Annotated in this window: 21 protein-coding genes; 8 read left to right on the top strand and 13 right to left on the bottom strand. The window is 70.5% G+C overall.

The window, feature by feature from the left end:
* The first annotated feature begins 22 nt into the window (after positions 1-22).
* The 3 genes from LFM09_RS16385 to LFM09_RS16375 all read left to right on the top strand — a co-directional run bounded on the left by LFM09_RS16385 (position 23) and on the right by LFM09_RS16375 (position 4,064).
* Positions 23-2,842 carry an aconitate hydratase gene (locus tag LFM09_RS16385; protein WP_414097301.1) on the top strand — a complete coding sequence of 940 codons (2,820 nt, stop codon included), beginning with the start codon at positions 23-25 and terminating at the stop codon, positions 2,840-2,842.
* A gap of 272 nt (positions 2,843-3,114) precedes the next feature.
* Entirely contained in the window at positions 3,115-3,540 is a 426-nt protein-coding gene (locus LFM09_RS16380) for a DUF1761 domain-containing protein (RefSeq protein WP_414097300.1), read from the top strand.
* 98 nt (positions 3,541-3,638) lie between these two features.
* On the top strand, positions 3,639-4,064 hold the full coding sequence (locus LFM09_RS16375; protein WP_414097299.1) for a DUF1761 domain-containing protein: 426 nt from the start codon (positions 3,639-3,641) through the stop codon (positions 4,062-4,064).
* Between the two features lie 12 nt (positions 4,065-4,076).
* Here the strand turns inward: LFM09_RS16375 and LFM09_RS16370 are convergent, their stop codons facing one another.
* From LFM09_RS16370 to LFM09_RS16320, 11 genes are all read right to left on the bottom strand, one after another.
* The gene (locus LFM09_RS16370; RefSeq protein ID WP_414097298.1) at positions 4,077-4,520 is read right to left on the bottom strand and encodes a PH domain-containing protein; all 444 of its coding nucleotides are present in this window, start codon (positions 4,518-4,520) and stop codon (positions 4,077-4,079) included.
* Positions 4,520-5,017 carry a 6,7-dimethyl-8-ribityllumazine synthase gene (gene ribH / locus LFM09_RS16365; RefSeq protein ID WP_414097297.1) on the bottom strand — a complete coding sequence of 166 codons (498 nt, stop codon included), beginning with the start codon at positions 5,015-5,017 and terminating at the stop codon, positions 4,520-4,522. Before ribH ends, LFM09_RS16370 begins: the two co-directional genes overlap by 1 nt.
* Positions 5,014-6,276 (bottom strand): bifunctional 3,4-dihydroxy-2-butanone-4-phosphate synthase/GTP cyclohydrolase II, encoded by a 1,263-nt coding sequence (locus LFM09_RS16360; RefSeq protein WP_414097296.1) that lies wholly within the window; start codon positions 6,274-6,276, stop codon positions 5,014-5,016. The genes ribH and LFM09_RS16360 overlap by 4 nt, the downstream gene beginning before the upstream one ends.
* A complete protein-coding gene (locus LFM09_RS16355; RefSeq protein WP_414097295.1) occupies positions 6,273-6,893 on the bottom strand; it encodes a riboflavin synthase in 621 nt (206 codons plus the stop codon). Before LFM09_RS16355 ends, LFM09_RS16360 begins: the two co-directional genes overlap by 4 nt.
* Before the next feature lie 8 nt (positions 6,894-6,901).
* The gene (ribD, locus tag LFM09_RS16350; RefSeq protein ID WP_414097532.1) at positions 6,902-7,885 is read right to left on the bottom strand and encodes a bifunctional diaminohydroxyphosphoribosylaminopyrimidine deaminase/5-amino-6-(5-phosphoribosylamino)uracil reductase RibD; all 984 of its coding nucleotides are present in this window, start codon (positions 7,883-7,885) and stop codon (positions 6,902-6,904) included.
* Between the two features lie 14 nt (positions 7,886-7,899).
* Positions 7,900-8,559, bottom strand: coding sequence for a ribulose-phosphate 3-epimerase (gene rpe / locus LFM09_RS16345; protein WP_414097294.1), 660 nt, complete (start codon positions 8,557-8,559; stop codon positions 7,900-7,902).
* Positions 8,560-8,585: 26 nt separating this feature from the next.
* Entirely contained in the window at positions 8,586-9,083 is a 498-nt protein-coding gene (locus LFM09_RS16340; protein ID WP_414097293.1) for a flavoprotein, read from the bottom strand.
* 123 nt (positions 9,084-9,206) lie between these two features.
* Positions 9,207-10,979, bottom strand: a complete 1,773-nt coding sequence (locus tag LFM09_RS16335; RefSeq protein WP_414097292.1) for an RsmB/NOP family class I SAM-dependent RNA methyltransferase — start codon at positions 10,977-10,979, stop codon at positions 9,207-9,209.
* Positions 10,980-11,073: 94 nt separating this feature from the next.
* Positions 11,074-12,000, bottom strand: coding sequence for a methionyl-tRNA formyltransferase (gene fmt, locus LFM09_RS16330; RefSeq protein WP_414097291.1), 927 nt, complete (start codon positions 11,998-12,000; stop codon positions 11,074-11,076).
* Between the two features lie 2 nt (positions 12,001-12,002).
* Positions 12,003-12,551 (bottom strand): peptide deformylase, encoded by a 549-nt coding sequence (gene def / locus LFM09_RS16325; protein ID WP_414097290.1) that lies wholly within the window; start codon positions 12,549-12,551, stop codon positions 12,003-12,005.
* Between the two features lie 46 nt (positions 12,552-12,597).
* Positions 12,598-12,747, bottom strand: coding sequence for a hypothetical protein (locus tag LFM09_RS16320; RefSeq protein ID WP_414097289.1), 150 nt, complete (start codon positions 12,745-12,747; stop codon positions 12,598-12,600).
* 129 nt (positions 12,748-12,876) lie between these two features.
* Between LFM09_RS16320 and LFM09_RS16315 the strand changes: the two genes are divergently transcribed.
* The 4 genes from LFM09_RS16315 to LFM09_RS16300 all read left to right on the top strand — a co-directional run bounded on the left by LFM09_RS16315 (position 12,877) and on the right by LFM09_RS16300 (position 16,046).
* Positions 12,877-13,470: an RNA polymerase sigma factor gene (locus tag LFM09_RS16315; protein ID WP_414097531.1), complete on the top strand. Its 594-nt coding sequence runs from the start codon at positions 12,877-12,879 to the stop codon at positions 13,468-13,470.
* Positions 13,470-14,588, top strand: coding sequence for a hypothetical protein (locus tag LFM09_RS16310; RefSeq protein WP_414097288.1), 1,119 nt, complete (start codon positions 13,470-13,472; stop codon positions 14,586-14,588). The genes LFM09_RS16315 and LFM09_RS16310 overlap by 1 nt, the downstream gene beginning before the upstream one ends.
* A gap of 74 nt (positions 14,589-14,662) precedes the next feature.
* Entirely contained in the window at positions 14,663-15,118 is a 456-nt protein-coding gene (locus LFM09_RS16305) for a DinB family protein (protein ID WP_414097287.1), read from the top strand.
* A gap of 46 nt (positions 15,119-15,164) precedes the next feature.
* Positions 15,165-16,046, top strand: coding sequence for a toll/interleukin-1 receptor domain-containing protein (locus LFM09_RS16300; protein WP_414097286.1), 882 nt, complete (start codon positions 15,165-15,167; stop codon positions 16,044-16,046).
* Position 16,047: 1 nt separating this feature from the next.
* Here LFM09_RS16300 and ggt read toward each other — a convergent pair whose 3' ends face one another.
* A complete protein-coding gene (ggt, locus tag LFM09_RS16295; RefSeq protein WP_414097285.1) occupies positions 16,048-17,817 on the bottom strand; it encodes a gamma-glutamyltransferase in 1,770 nt (589 codons plus the stop codon).
* Between the two features lie 65 nt (positions 17,818-17,882).
* Here ggt and LFM09_RS16290 point away from each other — a divergent pair, with 65 nt between their 5' ends.
* Positions 17,883-18,347, top strand: a complete 465-nt coding sequence (locus LFM09_RS16290; protein WP_414097284.1) for a hypothetical protein — start codon at positions 17,883-17,885, stop codon at positions 18,345-18,347.
* A gap of 7 nt (positions 18,348-18,354) precedes the next feature.
* Here the strand turns inward: LFM09_RS16290 and LFM09_RS16285 are convergent, their stop codons facing one another.
* Positions 18,355-20,373, bottom strand: coding sequence for a primosomal protein N' (locus tag LFM09_RS16285; protein WP_414097530.1), 2,019 nt, complete (start codon positions 20,371-20,373; stop codon positions 18,355-18,357).
* Positions 20,374-20,595 lie beyond the last annotated feature (222 nt).

Here is a 20,595-nt window from a genome sequence, read left to right as displayed (position 1 = left end):
CTGACCACCGCGCTGTCACCAGATGGAGTTGCACGTGACTAGTAAGGACAGCTTCGGCGCCCGCGGAACGCTCAACGTCGGCGACTCCTCCTACGAGGTGTTCCGGCTGAGCGCCGTGGAGGGCGCAGAGCGTCTTCCGTTCAGCCTGAAGATCCTGCTGGAGAACCTGCTGCGGACCGAGGACGGCGCGAACATCACCGCCGACCACGTGCGCGCGCTCGCCAACTGGGACCCCGCCGCCGAGCCGAACACCGAGATCCAGTTCACGCCGGCCCGCGTCGTCATGCAGGACTTCACCGGTGTGCCGTGTGTCGTCGACCTCGCCACGATGCGTGAGGCCGTCACGCAGCTCGGCGGCGACGCCGAGAAGGTGAACCCGCTCGCGCCCGCCGAGCTCGTGATCGACCACTCGGTCATCGCCGACATCTTCGGCCGCCCGGACGCGTTCGAGCAGAACGTCGACCTCGAGTACCAGCGCAACCGCGAGCGCTACCAGTTCCTGCGCTGGGGCCAGACCGCGTTCGACGAGTTCAAGGTCGTCCCGCCCGGCACCGGCATCGTGCACCAGGTCAACATCGAGCACCTCGCCCGCGTCGTCATGGTCCGCAACGGCCAGGCGTACCCGGACACCCTGGTCGGCACCGACTCGCACACCACGATGGTCAACGGCATCGGCGTGCTGGGCTGGGGCGTCGGCGGCATCGAGGCCGAGGCCGCGATGCTCGGACAGCCGGTCTCCATGCTGATCCCGCGCGTGGTGGGCTTCAAGCTCTCCGGTGAGCTGCCCCCCGGCGCCACCGCGACCGACCTCGTGCTCACGATCACCGAGATGCTGCGCAAGCAGGGCGTCGTCGGCAAGTTCGTCGAGTTCTACGGCGAGGGCGTCGGCGCCGTGCCGCTGGCGAACCGCGCGACGATCGGCAACATGTCGCCGGAGTTCGGCTCCACGGTCGGCATCTTCCCGATCGACGGCGAGACCATCGACTACCTGCGCCTGACCGGCCGTTCCGAGGAGCAGATCGCGCTCGTCGAGGCCTACGCCAAGGAGCAGGGCCTCTGGCACGACCCGTCCCGCGAGCCGGTGTTCTCCGAGACGCTGGAGCTGGACCTGGCGACGGTCGTCCCGTCCATCGCCGGCCCGAAGCGCCCGCAGGACCGCATCGAGCTGACCAACGCCAAGGAAGCGTTCCGCCAGGCTCTGGGCGCCTACGTCGCGCACACCGAGTCCCCGGCGCTGACCGGCGTGGACGAGGCCGTCGACGAGTCGTTCCCGGCGAGCGACCCCGCCGCCATCCACGAGGGCGGCAACGGCTCGGGCACGCCGAAGGTGTTCCAGTCCGCTGCCGAGGGTGCCACCGGCCGCGTGTCGAACCCGATCAAGGTCACCCTCGACGGTGCCGAGTTCGAGCTGGACCACGGCGCCGTCGCGATCGCCGCGATCACGTCGTGCACCAACACCTCGAACCCGTCCGTGATGCTGGGTGCGGCGCTTTTGGCGAAGAAGGCCGTCGAGCGCGGCCTCGAGCGCAAGCCGTGGGTCAAGACGACCCTGGCGCCGGGCTCGAAGGTCGTCATGGACTACTACGAGCGCGCCGGCCTCATGCCGTACCTGGAGAAGCTCGGCTTCCACCTGGTCGGCTACGGCTGCACCACGTGCATCGGCAACTCGGGCCCGCTGCAGGAGGAGATCTCCGCGGGCGTGCAGGAAGGCGACCTCGCGGTCGTCTCGGTGCTGTCCGGCAACCGCAACTTCGAGGGCCGGATCAACCCGGACATCAAGATGAACTACCTCGCGTCGCCGCCGCTGGTCGTGGCGTACGCGCTGGCCGGTTCGATGGACAAGGACATCACCACCGAGCCGCTCGCGTACGACCCCGAGGGCAAGCCGGTGTACCTCTCGGAGATCTGGCCGACCCCGGCCGAGATCGCCGAGGTCATCTCGACCTCGATCTCCGCGGAGGGCTTCACCAAGGGCTACACCAACGTGTTCTCCGGTGACGAGCGCTGGCAGTCGCTTCCCACGCCGACCGGCAACACGTTCGAGTGGGACACCGAGTCCACCTACGTGCGCAAGCCCCCGTACTTCGAGGGCATGGAGATGGAGCCCGCGCCGGTCACCGACATCACCGGTGCCCGCGTGCTCGCGCTCCTGGGCGACTCCGTCACCACGGACCACATCTCCCCCGCCGGTTCGATCAAGGCCGACTCGCCCGCGGGCAAGTACCTGACCGAGCACGGCGTGGAGCGCAAGGACTTCAACTCCTACGGCTCCCGCCGCGGCAACCACGAGGTGATGATCCGCGGCACGTTCGCGAACATCCGCCTGCGCAACCTGCTGCTCGACGACGTGCAGGGCGGCTTCACCCGCGACTTCCTCGCCGAGGGCGCCCCGCAGACCACCATCTACGACGCCTCGGTCTCCTACGCGGCCGCCGGTGTCCCGCTGGTGGTGCTGGCGGGCAAGGAGTACGGCTCGGGCTCGTCCCGCGACTGGGCGGCCAAGGGCACCTCGCTGCTCGGCGTCCGCGCCGTCATCGCCGAGTCCTACGAGCGCATCCACCGCTCGAACCTGATCGGCATGGGCGTGCTGCCGCTGCAGTTCCCGGCCGGCGACAACGCGTCGTCGCTGGGCCTCGACGGCACCGAGACGTTCGACTTCGCCGGCGTCACCGAGCTGAACAACGGCACCACGCCGTCGACGGTGCACGTGACCGCCACGAAGGCCGACGGCTCGAAGGTCGAGTTCGACGCGGTCGTCCGCATCGACACGCCTGGTGAGGCCGACTACTACCGCAACGGCGGCATCATGCAGTACGTGCTGCGCAAGATGGTCCGCAGCTAGTCAGTACGTCTGACAGGGCCGCTCACCGGTTTCGGTGAGCGGCCCTTTCACCATTTCCCCACACGTCGCCACTGCGGTGCCCAGCCGCGGTCGAACGAGCGCTGCCACAGGTGCCCCAGGTCCCGACCCGGCACCACCGACGCCACACGTCGGCGTTGCGGTCGATCGCGAAGAGCCCGAGCAGATCGTTCTTGGGCGAGCGCGGTTTTCGGCGAGCGGCCCTTCGTCGTTGGATCTACGATGCCCTCCACCTCGATCAAGCTGGAGGAACCATGAGCTTCAGCGTCCTCGGCGACCTCAACTGGTTCGCCGTCATCGTCGCCACCATCGTCTACTTCGGACTCGGCGGCCTCTGGTACGCCGAGTTCCTCTTCGGCAAGGCCTGGCAGAAGGCCATGGGCTGGGACGGCAACGCCCCCGAGGGCGCGGGCGCCGGCATCTACGTCGTCCCGCTCGCCACGTGCTTCGTCGCCACGCTCGCCACCGCGATGATCGCCGCCGCCACGAGCACCGACACGCTCGGCGAGGGCATCGTCCTCGCGGTCGTCGTGGGCATCGGCCTGTCCGCGTCGATCCTCGCGGTCACCGGCATGTTCGACTCGACCAAACCCGCCGCGATGACGACCGTGGCCATCAGCGCCGGTTATCACTTCGTGGGTTTGTTGCTGGCCAGCATCATTCTCGCGCTGTGGCAATAGCGATCCATCGGACACCGTTATGTCCGGGCCCGAACCACCGGTAACGGTGAACGCGCACCCCGCGATGCCAAGTCACCCTGATCACCGCGGGAGATGTCATGAGCTTGAGCGTGCTCGGCGACCTGAACTGGTTAGCCGTCATCGTGGCCACGATCGCGTACTTCGCGTTAGGTGCCTTGTGGTACGCGGAGTTCGCGTTCGGCAAGGCCTGGCAGCGGTCCGCGGGCTGGGACCTGAACCCACCGGAGAACGCGGGCGCGGGCATCTACGCCGTCCCGCTGGCCACCTGCTTCGTCGCCACGCTCGCCACCGCGATGATCGCCGCCGCGTCGGGCACCGACAACATCATGGAAGGCATCCTGCTCGGCCTGGTCGTGGGCGTCGGCGTCGCGCTCCCGGTGTTGTTCGTGGGCGGCACCTATGACATGACGAAGCCCGCACCGAAGACCTTCGCGGCGATCGGCGCGGGCTATCACATCGTCGGACTCGCGCTCGCGGGCGCGATCCTGGGGCAGTGGCGTTAGTTCTGTGCCAATCTAGTTCTGGGCAGCCTTGTGCAGCTCACGCAGCGCGCGCACGGACTTCACGGCGTACTCGCGGTCGACGGCCTGCACGGCCATCACCGAGATGTACTCGTCCTCCGGCAGCTCCAGGCGGGCCCACGCGGCACCGTCGGGGAAGCTGATCGACAGGACGTCGTTCCAGTCGAAGTGGTGCGACGTCACGACGTTGCGCACGTCGACGCCCGAGGCGTCCGCGGTGACCCGCGGGCGGGTCAGCAGCAGCACACCACCCGCGAGCAGGACGCCCAGGACGATCATCGCGACCTGGTCGGAGGTCCGGAAGATCACGCCGGTCGGGGTGTTGCCGAGCAGCAGCCCCACCACGGTGAACACGGCGACGAGGCCGATCGCGCACGCCCACGCGACGCGACGGATCTTCTTGGGGCGGAACACCACCGCGTTCAACTCCGCGGTCATCACTCGAAACCTCGCTCGGTCCAGGGCTGACGCAGTCCGCGCAGCACCAGCGCCGTGTCGATCGCGGCCACGGTCGCCTCGTAACCCTTGTCCTCCACCGAGTCCGGCCAGCCCGCGCGGGCCAGCGCCTGTTCCTCGGTGTTGCACGTCAGCACGCCGTTGCCGACCGGCGTCGACTCGTCCAGCGCGACGCGCGTGAGCCCGTCGGTCACCGAGTCGCACACGTACTCGAAGTGCGGGGTGCCGCCGCGGATCACCACGCCCAGCGCGACGACCGCGTCGTGGTGACGCGCAAGCTCTTGCACCACAACGGGAAGCTCGATCGCTCCCGCCACGCGCACCACGGTCGTGTCGACGCAACCCGCTTCCTCGGCGGCCTTCAGGGCGCGCTCGAGGAGCTGGTCGGTGATCTTGCTGTTCCAGCGCGTCGCGGCGATCGCGACGCTCAGGCCCTTGCCGTCGAGCGGTGTCTGCTCTGGACGGCCCTCGCCACTCATTCCTGGTCCTCCGTAGCGGAAACAACGGTCTCGTACTGCTCCAGCTGGTGCAGTTCGTGACCCATCCGGTCGCGCTTGGTGCGCAGGTACCGCAGGTTCTCCGGGTTCGGGGAGATCGGCAGCGGCACGCGGTCGAGCACCCGCAGACCGTATCCGGCCTCCAGACCCACGCGCTTGGCCGGGTTGTTCGTGAGCAGCCGCATGGACTTGATGCCCAGGTCGACGAGGATCTGCGCGCCCGTGCCGTAGTCGCGCGCGTCGGCGGGCACGCCCAGCGCGAGGTTCGCGTCCACGGTGTCCGCGCCCTGGTCCTGCAGCTGGTAGGCCTGCAGCTTGTGCATCAGGCCGATGCCGCGGCCCTCGTGCCCGCGCATGTACAGCACGACGCCACGTCCTTGTGCCGCAACGGCTTCCATCGCCGCGTCGAGCTGCGGGCCGCAGTCGCACCGCAACGAGCCGAGCACGTCGCCGGTGAGGCACTCGGAGTGCACGCGCACCAGGACGTCCTCGCCGTCGCCGATCTCGCCGTACACCAGCGCGACGTGCTCGATGCCGTCCAGCAGGCTGTCGTAGCCGACGGCCGTGAACACGCCGTGCGCGGTCGGGATGCGGGCTTCGGCGACGCGTTCGACCTGGGTCTCGACCCGGCGGCGGTACGCGATGAGGTCCGCGATGGTGATGATCGCGAGGTCGTGGTCCGCGGCGAACACTTCCAGCTCGTCGCGGCGGGCCATGTCGCCCTCGTCCTTCTGCGACACGATCTCGCAGAGCACGCCCGCGGGCGACAACCCGGCCAGGCGCGCCAGGTCGACGGCCGCCTCGGTGTGGCCGGGCCGGCGCAGCACGCCACCGGCCTTGGCGCGCAACGGCACGACGTGACCGGGACGGTTGAAGTCGCTGGCCTTCGAGGTCGGGTCGGCGAGCAGCCGGATCGTGCGGGCGCGGTCCGCGGCCGAGATGCCGGTGCTGACGCCCTCACGCGCGTCGACCGTGACCGTGTACGCGGTGCCGCGCACGTCCTGGTTCGTGTGGAACATCGGCGGCAGGTCGAGCCGCTCGCAGTCGGACTCGGTGAGCGGCACGCAGATGTAGCCCGACGTGTAGCGCACCATGAACGCGAGCAGCTCGGGCGTCGCCTTCTCGGCGGCGAAGATCAGGTCGCCCTCGTTCTCGCGGTCCTCGTCGTCGACGACGACCACGGGGCGACCGGCGGCGATGTCCTTGATCGCCCGCTCGATTTCAGCGAACTCCGTGCTCACTGGGCCTCCTCGCCCGCAATGGCCCGCAGGTGCGGGACGGCCAGTCGTTCGACGTACTTCGCGAGCACGTCGACCTCAAGGTTGACGTGGGAGCCCGGCAGGCGGTGCCCCAGCGTCGTGAGCTCCAGCGTGGTCGGGATCAGGCTCACGGAGAACTGGTCCTCCGAGACGTTCACGACCGTCAGCGACACGCCGTCGACCGTGATCGAGCCCTTCTCCACGACGTAGCGGGCGAGCCGGGGCGGCAGTCCGATGTGGACGATCTCCCAGTGCTCGGCCTTCTCCCGCGCGAGAATCATGCCCGTGCCGTCGACGTGACCCTGCACGATGTGGCCACCGAGGCGCTGGCCGACGGCGGCCGCGCGCTCCAGGTTGACCTTGTCGCCCTCGGCGATCTTCGCGAGGCTGCTGCGCTCCAGCGTCTCGCGCATCACGTCGGCGGTGAAGGTGCCGTTCTCGACCTCCACGACGGTGAGGCAGACGCCGTTCACCGCGATGGAGTCGCCGTGCTTGGCGTCGCTGGTCACGATGGGCCCGGCGATGCGGATCCGTGCCGCGTCGGGCAGGTCCTGCGTCGCGACCACGTGGCCGAGTTCCTCGACGATCCCGGTGAACACCGCTCCTCCTAAATTTGCGGAACCGCGCTGATCCGCAAGTCCGGTCCGCTCATGGTGACGTCTTCCACGGTCAACCGGACAGCGTCCGTGATGGTTGACACGCCCGCGTCCAGCACAGCCGCGAGGCCGTTCCCGATCAGTGCCGGCGCGATGTAGGCGAGCACGCGGTCGATCCTGCCCGCTCTGAGGAACGCTCCGGCCACAGTTGGACCGCCTTCCAGCAGCACGTCCACCACGCCCCGGCTCGCGAGCTCGGCCAGGACCACGTCCGGGTCGTGCGTGCGCAGGTGTAGCGCGGTGTGCTGGAGTTTGGCTCCATCCGGCAGGTCGCTCATGCCCACGACCACCGGCAACGGCTGGCGGGGCAACGGCATTCCATCGGCGTCGCGAGCCGTCAGCGCCGGGTCGTCCTTCTTGACCGTCCCCGTGCCGACGATGATGGCGTCCAGCTTCGCGCGCATGTCGTGGACCTCTTTGCGGCTGGTCTCCGAGCTGATCCACTGGCTGGTGCCGTCCTGCGCGGCGATGCGGCCGTCCAAGGAGGCAGCGTACTTCCACGTGACGTGCGGGCGGCCCGTTTTGGCGAAGTGCAGCCACGCCCTGAGGGGTCCGTTGCTGACTTCGTGTTCCAGAAGGCCGCTCTCGACCGAGATGCCGGCGTCTTCGAGTCTTTTCGCACCGCCCGCGGCCCGCGGGTTCGGGTCGGTGACGGCATGGATGACGTGCTTGATGCCGGCTTCCACGAGCGCTTCGGTGCACGGCGGCGTACGGCCGTAGTGCGAACACGGCTCAAGAGTGACCACGGCGGTGCCGCCCTGGGCTTTGACGCCCGCTTCCTTGAGCGCCATCACCTCGGCGTGCGGTCCACCGGCCTGTTGCGTGCCGCCGAACCCGACCGCTTTGCCGCTTTCGTCCAGAATGACGCACCCGACCGGCGGGTTGGGGCTGGTGATGCCCCGCACCCGTTCGCTCTCCGCGATGGCGAGCACCATCGCGTCCTCGGGCGTCACGGCTTGCCGGCTGCCTGGGCGGCCTGAGCCCGCAGTGCCTCGACGGCCTTGCCGGGGTCGGCCGCGTCGTACACCGCGGACCCCGCGACGAAGCAGTCCACGCCGGCCTGCGCGGCCTGTTCGATGGTGTCGGCGTTGATACCGCCGTCGATCTCGACGAGCAGCTTGAGGTGCCCGGTGTCGACGAGGTGGCGCGCCTTCTTGACCTTGTCCAGCACGTCCGCCATGAACTTCTGCCCGCCGAAGCCCGGCTCGACCGACATCACGAGCAGTGTGTCGTAGTGCTTGAGGACCTCGACGTACGGCTCCAGCGGCGTGCCGGGCTTGATGCTCAGCCCCGCCTTCGCCCCCGCCGCCTTGAGGTTCTGGGCGAGCTTGACCGGGTCACCGGCCGCCTCGACGTGCACGGTCACGTTGTACGCGCCGGCCTCCGCGTACTCGATCGCCCAGCGGTCCGGGTCCTCGATCATCAGGTGGCAGTCGATCGGGATGTCGGTCACCTTGAGCAGCGACTTCACCACCGGCAGGCCGAGCGTCAGGTTCGGCACGAAGTGGTTGTCCATGACGTCGACGTGGATCCAGTCCGACGTGGGCACCGCGGCGAGCTCGTCGGCGAGGCGCGCGAAGTCGGCGGACAGGATGCTGGGGGCGATCATCGGCGTGTGGACCACAAGGGTGAAGTCTAGGTGTCGAGCAGGTCGAGCAGCCTGCCGGGAGCCTCGTCAGTGACCACCACGACACCCGCTCCGGTGAGGGTGGTGATGTGCGTGTCCCACATCGGATGGCGGCGCTTGTCCGCGTTGGCCTGGGGCATGACGACGACCTTGCAGCTCTCGACGCCGATGGCCTCGTTCAACGCGGTCAGCGCCTGGTTGTCGCCGATGCCCAGGGCCAGCTTCGCCACGGAGTTCGCGCTGGCCGGGGCGAAGATGAAGGCGTCCGGCGTCGGGTACGGCTTGGGCTGGCTGGGCAGCCGCGGGTGCCACCGGATCTCCAGGTCGGTGAGGGCCTGGAGCTTGTCCAGCTCGCCCGCCTCCTCGAACCACGGGACCACGGTCGGTGTCAGCGTGATGGCGAGCCGCCAGCCCCTGTCCCTGGCCGGCTCCGCCAGCTCCGTGCGGAACCAGGTTTCGACGCCGCCGCAGCCACTTGCCACCAGTCCGAGCAGCCCACGTGTCATGTGGACGATCTTAGGTCTCGGCTTTGGTTCACCCGAACCGGTGACCGCGATGCCGTTCCACCCCAAGAAGAGCGGACGGGGCCAGAACTGTCAGACCCCGCCGCTAGCGTCATTTCCGAGCGCTCAAACCGGCCGTCGCAGCACCGCGCAGAACATCGCATCGGTGCCGTGCAGATGGGGCCAGAGCTGAACGTGCGGCCCTTCCCCGAGGTCCGGAACTCCCGGGAAGAACTCCCGCGTGTCCAGCACTTCGGCCCCAGTCCGCCGCGCGACGTCCGTCACGATCCCGACGGTCTCCGAGAGATGAGGTGAGCACACGACATAACCCACGACGCCGCCAGGACGCACCAGTCGCAACGCCTCGGTGAGCAGCTCCCGCTGCAACTTCGTGAGCGTGCCGACGTCAGCGGGCTGGCGCCTCCACCGCGCCTCAGGGCGCCTGCGCAAGGCACCGAGACCGGTGCAGGGCGCGTCGACCAGCACTCGGTCGAACGCCCCTTCGACGAAGTCGGTCTCGCGCCCGTCGGCCACGTGCACGGTGACCGGCAGGCCAGAGGTGATCTTGCGCACGAGCTCGGCGCGGTGAGGCGCCTTCTCGACGGCGATCAGCTCGCCGCCGTCGAGGCCGACCAGCGCGGCAAGCAGCGCGGCCTTGCCGCCGGGCCCCGCGCAGAGGTCGAGCCAGCGGTCGTCGGTGCCCTGGTCACTGGCGCCCTGGTCGGTGCCACGGTCATCGGTGTCCCTGCCACCGCTGGCCACGACACCACCGGCCGCGTCGCCAACGGCCACGTCGCCCAGGCCACCCGCGTCCACGCCATGGACGTCCGCACCAGCGCCGCTTGTTGCGTCGCCTCCGGCCACGTCGCCACCAGCCACGTCGCCATTGCCCACGCCATCGGTGACCTGGCCGTCAGCGTCCAGTCCGTCGGCGACCGTGCCATCGTCGGCCACGGCGCTCTCGGCCAGGTCGCCACGGCCCTGGTCACCGGTGCCATGGGCGTCACCACTGCCGCTGCCCCCGTCACGGGCGTCGCGCAGAAGCGGCGCACGCGTCAGGGCCAGCGCGCAGAGCTGGCTGCCCTCGTCCTGGACGTTGGCGAGGCGTTCCCGGACGGGCTCGAGATCGCCCGGGTCGCCCGCCCCGGCCTCCAGGTGCACGCCGTAAGGCGAGTACGGCGCCACCTCACCACCAGTGATGGCGGCGAGCTCGTCGGCGCTCACCTCGCCGGGGCGTGCCACCAGGTGCACGGCCGGGCGTGCGTCGTCGGCCTCCAGGGCGCGCTTCAGCGGTTCCTCGCGGCTGCCGAGGGCCTCCGCGAACGCCTGCGCGATCCAGCGCGGGTGGGCGTGGGTGAAGGCGAGGTTGCCGACCGGGTCGGTGTCCGGGTCCGGTGCGAGCTCGTCGACCCACGCGGCCTCGTCCTGTTCCGCGACGCGGCGCAGGACGGCGTTGACGAAGCCCGCGATCCCGGAGCCGAGCTCGGCCCGCACCAGGTCGACGGTCGAGGCGACCGCCGCGTGCGACGGGATGCGGGTGCGCAGCAGCTGGTACGTGCCGAGGCGCAACGCGTCCAGCGCTGAACCGTCCACTTCGGACAGCGGTCGGTCCGAGCACGCCTCGATGACGGCGTCGAGCAACCCCTGTGCTCGCGCGGCGCCGTAGGCGAGCTCGGTCGCGAGCGCGGCGTCACGGCCGGTGATGCGGCGTTCGCGCAGCAGCTGCGGGAGCACCAGGTTCGCGTACGCGTCGCGTTGCCGGACCGCGCGCAGCGTCTCCAGCGCGGCGAGGCGGGCCGGGTCCTCCACAGGTGGGCGGGTGGGCCCGGTGCGGCGGCGCGGCGGGTGCGGCCTGCGCGGGCGGGACGGCTTGGAGGCTCCTCGGGAGTAGCCGGTCATGCGATGCACTCTCCTGCTGCGGCGCGGCCAACGCGCGCCAAGTTCGTGTCTGCCCGCGTTCGGGCAGGTGCGGCCGGCCGCGTACAGCAGCCGGTCATGCGATGCGCTCCCCGGCCTCGATGCGCACGCCGCGGGCCCAGTCGGTGGCGGCCATGCGCTTCTTGCCCTGCGCCTGGACCTCACCGAGGGCCACGGCGGTGGTCGCCGTGCCCACGAGCACACGCTTGCGTTCCACCAAGATCTCGCCGGCGGGCAGCGTCACGTCGTCCACGGGCGTCACGGGCCCGAGCTTGAGCCGCTCACCCCGGAACTCGGCCCACGCACCGGGCTCCGGCGTCACCGCACGCGCCAGGCGGTCAACGGCCACGGCAGGCGTCGAGAAATCGAGGCGCGCGTCCTCGACCGTGATCTTCGCGGCGTACGTGACGTCGTCAGCAGGCTGCTCGACGGCGCGCAGCGTGCCGTCCTCAATGCCGTCCACAGTGGACAGCAGCAGCTGAGCACCGGACTCGGACAGCCGGGTCAGAAGGTCGCCGGAGGTGTCGCGCTCGCGCACCTTCTCGGTGACCACGCCGAACACCGGACCGGCGTCGAGCTCGCGAACGATCCGGAACGTCGAGGCGCCCGTGATGTCGTCGCCGTTGCGCACAGCGGCCTGCACCGGCGCGGCGCCGCGCCAGGCGGGCAGCACGGAGAAGTGGAGGTTGACCCAGCCGAACCGCGGGATGTCCAAGGCCCGCTGCGGCAGCAGGGCACCGTAGGCGACGACCGGGCACAGGTCGGGCTCCAAGGCGCGCAACCGCTCTAGAAACTCGGGATCGCCGGCCTTCGCCGGCGTCAGCACCTCGATCCCGGCTGAGTCGGCCAGCGCTCCGACCGGTGAGCGTTCGAGACGACGACCACGGCCGGAAGGAGCGTCGGGGCGGGTGACCACGGCGACAACGTCGTGGCGCGGGGAGTCGATGAAGGCGCGCAGCGAGGGCAGTGCGACCTCGGGCGTACCGGCGAACACGAGTCGCATGGTCAGCTGGACCTGCCGAAGAGTGGGTGAGGGCTCTGCTTCAAGGTGGGCACCGTACCGTCGAACCACTCGGCCTGCCGGATTTCCCGCATGGCCTGCTTGCGGGTCTCGGCGTCGAGGCGGTCGAGGAAGAGCACGCCGTCGAGGTGGTCCGTCTCGTGCTGGATGCAGCGGGCCAGCGTCTCGGTGCCCTCGACCTCGACGGGCTCACCGTGCATGTTCCAGCCCTTCGCCACGACGTGCAGGTGGCGCTTGCAGTCCCAGGACATGCCCGGGATGGACAGGCAGCCCTCGGGGCCGTCCTGCATCTCCTCACCGACGACGTCCCACGTCGGGTTCACGAGGTGCCCGGCGAATCCGTCGCAGTGGTAGGTGAACACGCGCAGCCCAACACCGAGCTGAGGCGCGGCGAGTCCCGCTCCGCCGGCGTTCTGCATCGAGTCCCACAGGTCCTTGACCAGGGTGCGCAGTTCCTTGTCGAAGTCGGTGACCTCGACAGCGGCGGTGCGCAGCACCGGGTCGCCGAACAGGCGGATGGGTTGGACGGTCACGCAATGCTCCTCGGGTGGACTGGAGGCCAGTCTACGAGGAGCGCGGTCAGTGCTCGGACGCGCTGCCGAGGAAGATCACGCCCACCAGCGCCACGACGAAGTGGCCGGTGAAGCGCAGCGCCGTCAGCACCGGGCGGAACAGCGCGTGAAAGTTGAAGTGGGCGGCTGAGGCGTGGTGAACGGTCGTCGTCGTCATGACACAAACTGTGCCGTTCGCGCAGGTCAGCCCACATCGGCTCGCAGTATCGAGACAGCATCAGCCCGAGGTAGGAAGATCACGTGCAACACTCGGCCAGAAGGTGGACACCTCCAGGTCATGAGGCTGATGCGACCGAGCTGGGAGGGGGCGGCCGCCGTGCCCGACGACGCCCCGTCGGACGCCGAACTGTGGGCACGGGGTGACGAGCACGCGTTCGGCGAGCTCTACGACCGCTACGCCGAGGCGGTGTGGAACCACGCCTACCGCTTGACCGCGTCGTGGTCGACCGCGGAGGACCTGACGTCGGCGACGTTCATGACGGCCTGGCGCCGCCGCTACGAGATGACCCTCGTGCGGGACAGCGCGCTGCCGTGGCTGTTCACCGTCGCGGGCAACCTGGCCCGCTCCGAGTTCCGCCGCAAGGCGAGGTTCACCCGCCTGCTGCACCGCGTCCCGCGCAACGACGTGCAACGCGACCACGCCGACGAGGTCGTGTCCTCCCTGGACCACGAGAGCCGCCTGAGCCGGGTGCTGCAGGCCGTCGAACGCCTCCCGCGCGCCGAGCGCGCAGCCGTCGAACTCGTCCTGCTGGGCGAACTGAGCACAGCGGAGGCCGCCGAAGCCCTCGGCGTGGCGGAGGTCAGCGTCCGTTCCCGCCTCTCGCGCGCCCGCACCCGCCTGCGCAAACAACTCTCCGACGACACCCTGGAGGTGCAGTGATGACCATCGGCCTGCCACCTCGCCGCGAACTTCCGGCGGACATCAAGGAACGCATGCGCCCGGACTTCACCGAGGTCCCCAGCCGCAACCACATCCCGCTGGCCGTGGCCGCCGGAGTAGCGCTGCTCATCGCGGGCGGCGTCGCCATCACGCAGTCGGTCACCGACAACTCCCCCGAACCCGGCCGAGGCCGCGTGACCGTGCCGTCCGAGCAGGACGTGAACCGCTGCCGCGCCGCCATGAAGGACGAGACGTGGAAGTCCACCGAGATGGTGACCTTCGGCCTGTACAGGGTCCTGATCAGTGAGAACGGCAGCTTCTGCGAACTGTCCGGCTCCACCGCCGGCGTCGTGGCTCCAGGCGCCCAGCCCGTGCAGCTGGAAGCGGGCTCGATCGCCTACCGCTCGACCCGCTTCATCGCGGGCGTGCCACCACTCGGTGCCCTCACCGCCCGTGCTCGCGAGGTCTCCTCCGCTGCCAGCCGCGGCGCCACCGAGGCGGTGGTGACACCGGACTTCTTCGTGATCCACACGCCGTCGTCCCTCAACATCACCGAGATGGTCTTCGACGACCGCACCGTGCCCGTCCCGTCCGGCGCCAGCCTGCCGCCCGCCGTCATCTCCGACAGCTTCGAAAGCGGCAACAGCGACCCGTGGACCCCCGCCAACATCATCGCCAGGTGCGCGGACAACGCCTACGCGCAAGGCAGGAGCACCGACGAACTGCGGGGCTGGGAACCGTTGCTGTGGACCGGCGTCGACCGCCACGAGGGTGTCCTGCTGGCACACCGCGACCGCCGCGAATGGGCCACCTGCACCTTCACCACGCGCCCCGACGCCCTGCAGCCGCATCCCGGCCTCCCCGCCGCGGAGAACAAGCCGTTGATCGTCGGCGGATCCTTCGGCAGCAACGGTTTCCTCCTGGCCGGACGCACCAGTCAGGCCGCGAGGACCGTGGAACTGACCACGGCCTCCGCCTCGCCGGTGACCGCGGACGTCACCGACGGCTTCTTCGTGGCCACACTCCCCCAGGTCGACGGACTGACCGACCCCAGAACCATCCAGGTCACGGCCCGCGATGCCGGAAACCAAGTCGTCTACCGGGGGCCGCTGGGCTGATCATGGCCGGATGACCTGGACCGCACCGGAAGTGGAACGGCCAGACGAACCGTTCCCTCGGCGACGAGCGCGTGATGCTGGAGAAGTGGCTCGACCGCCATCGAGCCACGTTCCTGCGCAAGTGCGCGGGCCTCACCGCCGAACAGCTGGCTCTGGCCACCACACCGCCGTCGAACCTCACCCTGCTGGGCCTGATCCGCCACCTGACCGACGTGGAACGCATGTGGTTCCGCGTGCGGGTGGCGGGCCAGGACCTCACACCCCGCTACGGCAGCTCGGACGACCAGGACGGCGCCTTCGAGCACCTGGACCCGGCCCGCGCCGAGGCCGAGTACGCCACCCTGGTCGCGGAGATCGCCGAGGCCCGCACGGCCGGCGCCACGCGAACCCTCGACGACACCTTCGTCCACGCGCGGTGGGGCGAGATGTCGGTGCGTTGGGTCCACATCCACATGATCGAGGAGTACGCCCAGCACAACGGGCACGCCGACCTGATCCGTGAACGCATCGACGGCCGCACCAGCAGGTGACGACGGCGTCCGTGGACACGCCGGTCCACTGGATCAAGTTCGTGCGGTGGGACGCCATCACCCGCTGGAAGGCGACCACGACCAAGGCCGACGGCGGTCGCCGATGTACGGCAAGTACGTCCAGCCACCCAGCCTCATCGCCCGGTTCCGGCTCACCGACGTCGTGCCGGCCGACGTCGCACGCGAAGTGGGCGTGCACCCGGAAGTCGTCAGCTTCGGTCCGTGGATCGGACTGGCCGAGCAGGGCCCCGACGTCCACCTGCCGTTGAACAACGCCTTCAGCACGCTGTTCGCGCTGGAGTTCCAGAGCCGCCGGAGCACGCTCCCACCGGAAGCCGTCGCGACAACCGGCCTGCGCGAGGGAAAGAGTCCCTACCGCCTGCTTCCCCGGTACTTCCAGCGTCATCGTGTTCTCACCGCCGACGGCATCAGAACCATCGAGGACTACGCGACAGCCGTGCGGAAGGGACGCCGGTTCTTCGTCAGCTACCGGTGGAGGGACTTCGACGACGACCCGGACTGGCTGCCGGAACTGACGGATCACCTCACCCGGAGCCCCGCGTCGTGCTGGTGGGACCGCCGGGACATTCCCCAGGACGTCGTCGCGGAGATCGAGAAACTGCTGGAGGACATCCTTCGCGACGCCGTTCGCCAGGCGGCGTTCCTGGTGGCGCTCATGCGCCCCGGCTACTTGGAGCCGAGCGACGACCCCGGCAAACCGACCTGGGTTCGCCGCGAATGGGACAACGCCGGCCAGGAGCACGAACGCGAACGGCGACACGGGATGACCCGTGTCGCCGTCGTCTTCGGAGATCTGCCTGCAGCGCGGGACTGGATCGACCCGCGGTGGGACATCACGATCAACGTCGCGCCGGACGCGTCACCTGCAGACGTCGCCCGGCGCTTGATCGCGTTGCTGCCCGAGTAGGTCAGCCCACCTTCACCACTCGGGCCGCACCTCCCCCGCGCCGCTTCGGCTCGGCCACCGCGCGCCAGCGGCCGTCCGAGGCGCGTTCGACGGCGGTGGCGGCGCCGATCTCCGCGTTCTGGCTGAACTGGTGGCCGATGGCCTTCAGCCCGGCGGTGGTGCCCGCGGCGATGAACTCCGCCTCGGCCGGGGTGACGGCCGCGTTGCGCTGGGAGGCGCGCGGAGCCGCGACGGCCTGGAGCAGGGACATGTTGCGGTCCAGGCGCGCGGTCAGGATCTGGGTGACCGTGGTGATGATGGTCGAGCCACCCGGCGAGCCGACCGCGAGCACGGGCTTGCCGTGGTCGAGGACGATCGTGGGTGCCATCGACGAACGCGGGCGCTTGCCGGGGCCGGGCAGGTTCGGGTGCGGGACGCCGGCGGTGGGGGCGACGAACTCGAAGTCGGTGAGCTCGTTGTTGAGCAGGAAACCGCGGCCCGGCACGACGATGCCGCTGCCGCCCTCCGCCTCAATGGTCAGCGTGTAGGCGACGACGTTGCCCCAGCGGTCGGCGACGGTGAGGTGCGTGGTGCGTTCGGCGTCCTCGCGCTGCGCCGAGAGTCCGGCGGTCGCGGCGCACGGCTGCGGGTTGCGGGGGTCGGCGGCGGGCTGCGGGGCGGGCAGCACGGAGTTGGGCTTGATCAGGCACGCGCGGGAGTCGGCGAACTTCTGCGACAGCAGGCCCTCGGTCGGCACGCGGGAGAAGGCCGGGTCGCCCACCCAGCGCAGCCGGTCCGCGAACGACAGCTTGGTCGACTCGATGAAGCGGTGCAGGTACTCGACGTCGCTGACCTTCGACAGGTCGGTCGACTCCAGGATGTTCAGCGCCTCACCGACGGTCGTGCCACCGGAAGACGGCGCGGCCATGCCGTAGACGTCGAGGCCGCGGTAGCGGGTGTGCGTGGGGTCGCGGCGTTCGACCTGGTAGCGGGCCAGGTCGGAGATCTCCATGGCGCCCGCGCGGACGTTGCGGGTCGAGCCGGGCACGACCGGCGGCTTCTGCACGGTCTTCACCAGGTCGCGGCCCACCGCGCCGCCGTACAGCGACGCCAGCTCGGTGCGGGCGAGCTCGCGGTAGGTGTCGGCGAGTTGCGGGTTGCGGAACGTGCTGCCGACCGCGGGCGGCTGGCCGCCGGGCAGGTAGAGGTCGCGCGTGGAGGTGAAGTCGGCGAAGCGGGCCGCGTTGTTCGCGATCTGCGAGTTGAACGTCCGGTCGACGACGAAACCACGCCGTGCCAACGATTCCGCGGGCGCCATGGCCTCGCGCAGGTTGAGCGTGCCCCACTTGCGCAACGCCAGCTGCCACGTCTTGGGCGTGCCGGGGACACCGACCGACAGGCCGCTGGTCATCGCCTCGGCGAACGGCAGCGGCTTGCCGTTCTCGACGAAGAGCTGCTCGGTCGCGGACCGCGGCGCGGTCTCCCGTCCGTCCAGAGTGGACACACGACGGGTGCGGGCGTCGTAGTGGACGAAGAACCCGCCGCCACCGATGCCGGCGGAGAACGGGTCGGTCACGCCGAGCGCGGCGGCCGTGGCGACGGCGGCGTCGACGGCGTTGCCACCGCGGCGCAGCACGTCGATGCCGATCTGGGACGCGTCGGGGTCGACGCTGGAGACGGCACCGCCCCAGCCGACCTGTTCAGCCACGCGCGGTGGTGGTTCTGCCGCGCCCGCGGAGGCGGGAGCGGCCAGCACGACGGACAGCGATAGGGCGGCAACCGTTCGCAACATGCGCATCTATCTACCCCGTCCGACCGGTTCGCAACACCCCCGGATGAACGCCTAAGGTGCGCAGGGTGATCGATCTTGCCCGGTTGCGAACGGATTTCGCGAACACCCCGCTCGACGAGGCGGACCGCGAGGAGGCGCTGCACCTCCTCCTGCGCGACCGCCGTGACGAGGACGCCGACCTGCTGCGCCACCTGCTGGCCGGGGAGACCGCCGCACACCGCGAGGGCTGGGGCGTCAGCGAGGCGATGATCCTCGCCGCGCTGCTGCTGGCCGAGTGCGGGCGCGAGGACGACGTCTGGACGTTGTGGGAGGCCAAGAACGCCTCGTTCGACACGATGGCGGGCCTGGACGGCTTCCTGCTGTTCCCGGCGGGCATCGCGGGCACGACGGCGCACGTCATCGCCGGTGAGGACCACCCGGAGCGCAACGACCTGATGACCTACATGAGCGAGTACCTCGAATACGAGAAGCTCACCGACGAGGACATCCGCAACCACATCGCGAACCTGCGCTCCTACTACGAGAGCTGAGTCGCGGTCACAGCACCTCGAGCGGATCGAGCTTGATCCGCACCAGCTCCTGCTCCTTCCTCGCGGTCCGCACGGCCTGCGCCTCGGCGAGCACGGCGGCCAGCTGCCGTCCCTCGCTGCGCGCGACCCGCACCAACGCGCGTTCCTTGGTCTCGTCGTCGTTCACCGGCACCGGCCCGAGCACCTCACCCGTCGGCGGCAACCGCAGCTCGTCGAGCAGGGCGTTCACCGCGTCCGGCGTGCCGTCGACGGTCGCCATCCGCACCGCGGGAGGGAACCCGAGCTCGGTCCGCGCCGCCAACTCCGTGGCCGCGTGCCACACCGGGTCCCACCGCACCAACGCCTGCACCGGCGTGAGCCCCGAGTCCGCGATGACGACCACCCGCCCGTTGCCCGGCCGCACCAGCCCCGCGGCCGTCATCCACCTGCGAAGCGCCTCCTCGGAAGCCCTCAGGTCGGCCCGCCCCAGCAACGCCCACCCGTCGAGCAACAACACCGCGCCGTACCCGCCCTCGGCCACGGGCTCGGCTCCCGGCGTCGCCACCACGAGCGCGGGCTTGCCCGGCACTTTGGTGAGTACCTCGTCCGCGCCGCTGGTCCGCACCGGATGCCCGGGAAACGCCCTGCCGAGCTCCTCCGCGGTGCGCCGCGCCCCGATGATCTGCCCCCGCAGCCGCCTGGACCCGCACGTAGGACACCGGAACGCGGCCTCCGACGCCGCACACCACCGGCAGTACGCGGGCTTCGGCACCCCGTCCTCGGTCCCACCCGGCAACGCCAGCGGCCCGGCACACCTCCGGCACCGGGCAGGCCCCCGGCACTGCCCGCACGCCAGCGCCGGCACGTAACCGCGCCGCGGCACCTGAATCAGCACCGGCGAGTCGGCCAAGGCGAACCTGGCCGCGTCGAAGGCGATGGACGGCAACCGCGCGGTCCGGGCGGCGGGGTCCTTGACTTCCTGCCACTCGTTGTCGCCGACCGACACCACCCGCGGGGCGATGGCGCGCAGGGTCTCGCGCGATGCCACGATCTCGTGCGCCCACCCGGTCTCGACCAGCAGCTGAGCCTCGGCCGTCCGGGCAAAGCCACCGATCAACAGCGCGGCGCCGGTCATGTGCGCGCGCTGCACGAGCACGTCGCGAACGTTCGGGTACGGCGAGCGAGGCTCGACGTGCAGGTCGTCACCGTCGTCCCACACCACCAGCAGTCCGGGATCTTCTACCGGTGCGAACGCGGTGGCGCGCGTGCCGATCACCACCCGCGCGATGCCGCGACGGACCGCGAGCCAGCGTTTGTAGCGCTCGGAGGGCCCGAGGTCGGCGGAGAGGGTGACGACGCCTTCGATGAGCCTGCCGCAGGCCTCGGCCACCCGCGCCAGGTCACGATGATCGGGGACGACGATGACGACGCCCCGGCCGGTCGAGGCGACGGAGGCGGCGGCTTCGGCCAGGCGAGCGGGCCAGTCCTCGGAGGGCAGGGCCTGCCAGACGGCGTGGGCGGGGCGGCCGGTGCGCAGGGCTTCGAGGTACTTGGGGCCGCGGGGATAGCGGGACCAGGCGTCGGCGGGGACGGCCGGGAGCCCGGAGCGCGGAGACGCTGCCGAGTCGCCGGGAAGCGCCGCAGACGCGGCTGGGCCGGCGGCAGGCTCCGCAGCCAACGACGGGTCAGCGGCAAGCGCCGCAGACGCAGCTGGACCGGCAGCAGGCTCCGCAGCCAACGACGGGTCAGCGGCAAGCGCCGCAGACGCAGCTGTGCCAGCGGCAAGCTCCGCAGACAACGACGGATCGGCGGCAAGTCCCGCAGACGACGGATCCGCCGGAAGCCCCGCAGACGAGGTGGAGTCGGCGACCTCCTCAGCGGGAGCACCAGACGAACCATCCGATGGCGCGGCGTGCGAATCGTCCAATGGCGTAGCGGGCGGACCTTCCGGCGCAACCGGAACGCCCTCGACGGTCTCCGCCGCCGGCCCGGCTGATCCGGAAGGCGCGCCGGGCCCGTCCGACGGCACACTCCCGCCCTCGGACACCGCGGCCGGCCCGGCTGATCCGGAGGGCGAGGCGGGCTCGTCCGACGGCGCACTCCCGCCATCAGACAAAGCAGCCGGCCCGCCAGGCGACGCCGCCGGCGCAGCGGCAGGTACCTCACCCGACTCCCCAGGCGCAGGCGACGTCACCCAGGCCGGGACCTGGGGCAGCGGCGGGCGGTCGCCGGACGGGGCGGCTTCCGCGCGGGCGTGGCGTGGCGGGAT

This window comes from Lentzea alba (assembly GCF_047445655.1).
Taxonomy (GTDB): domain Bacteria; phylum Actinomycetota; class Actinomycetes; order Mycobacteriales; family Pseudonocardiaceae; genus Lentzea; species Lentzea alba_A.
Note: the sequence above shows the minus strand (reverse complement) of the source record. Positions and strands in the feature narration are given on the sequence as shown.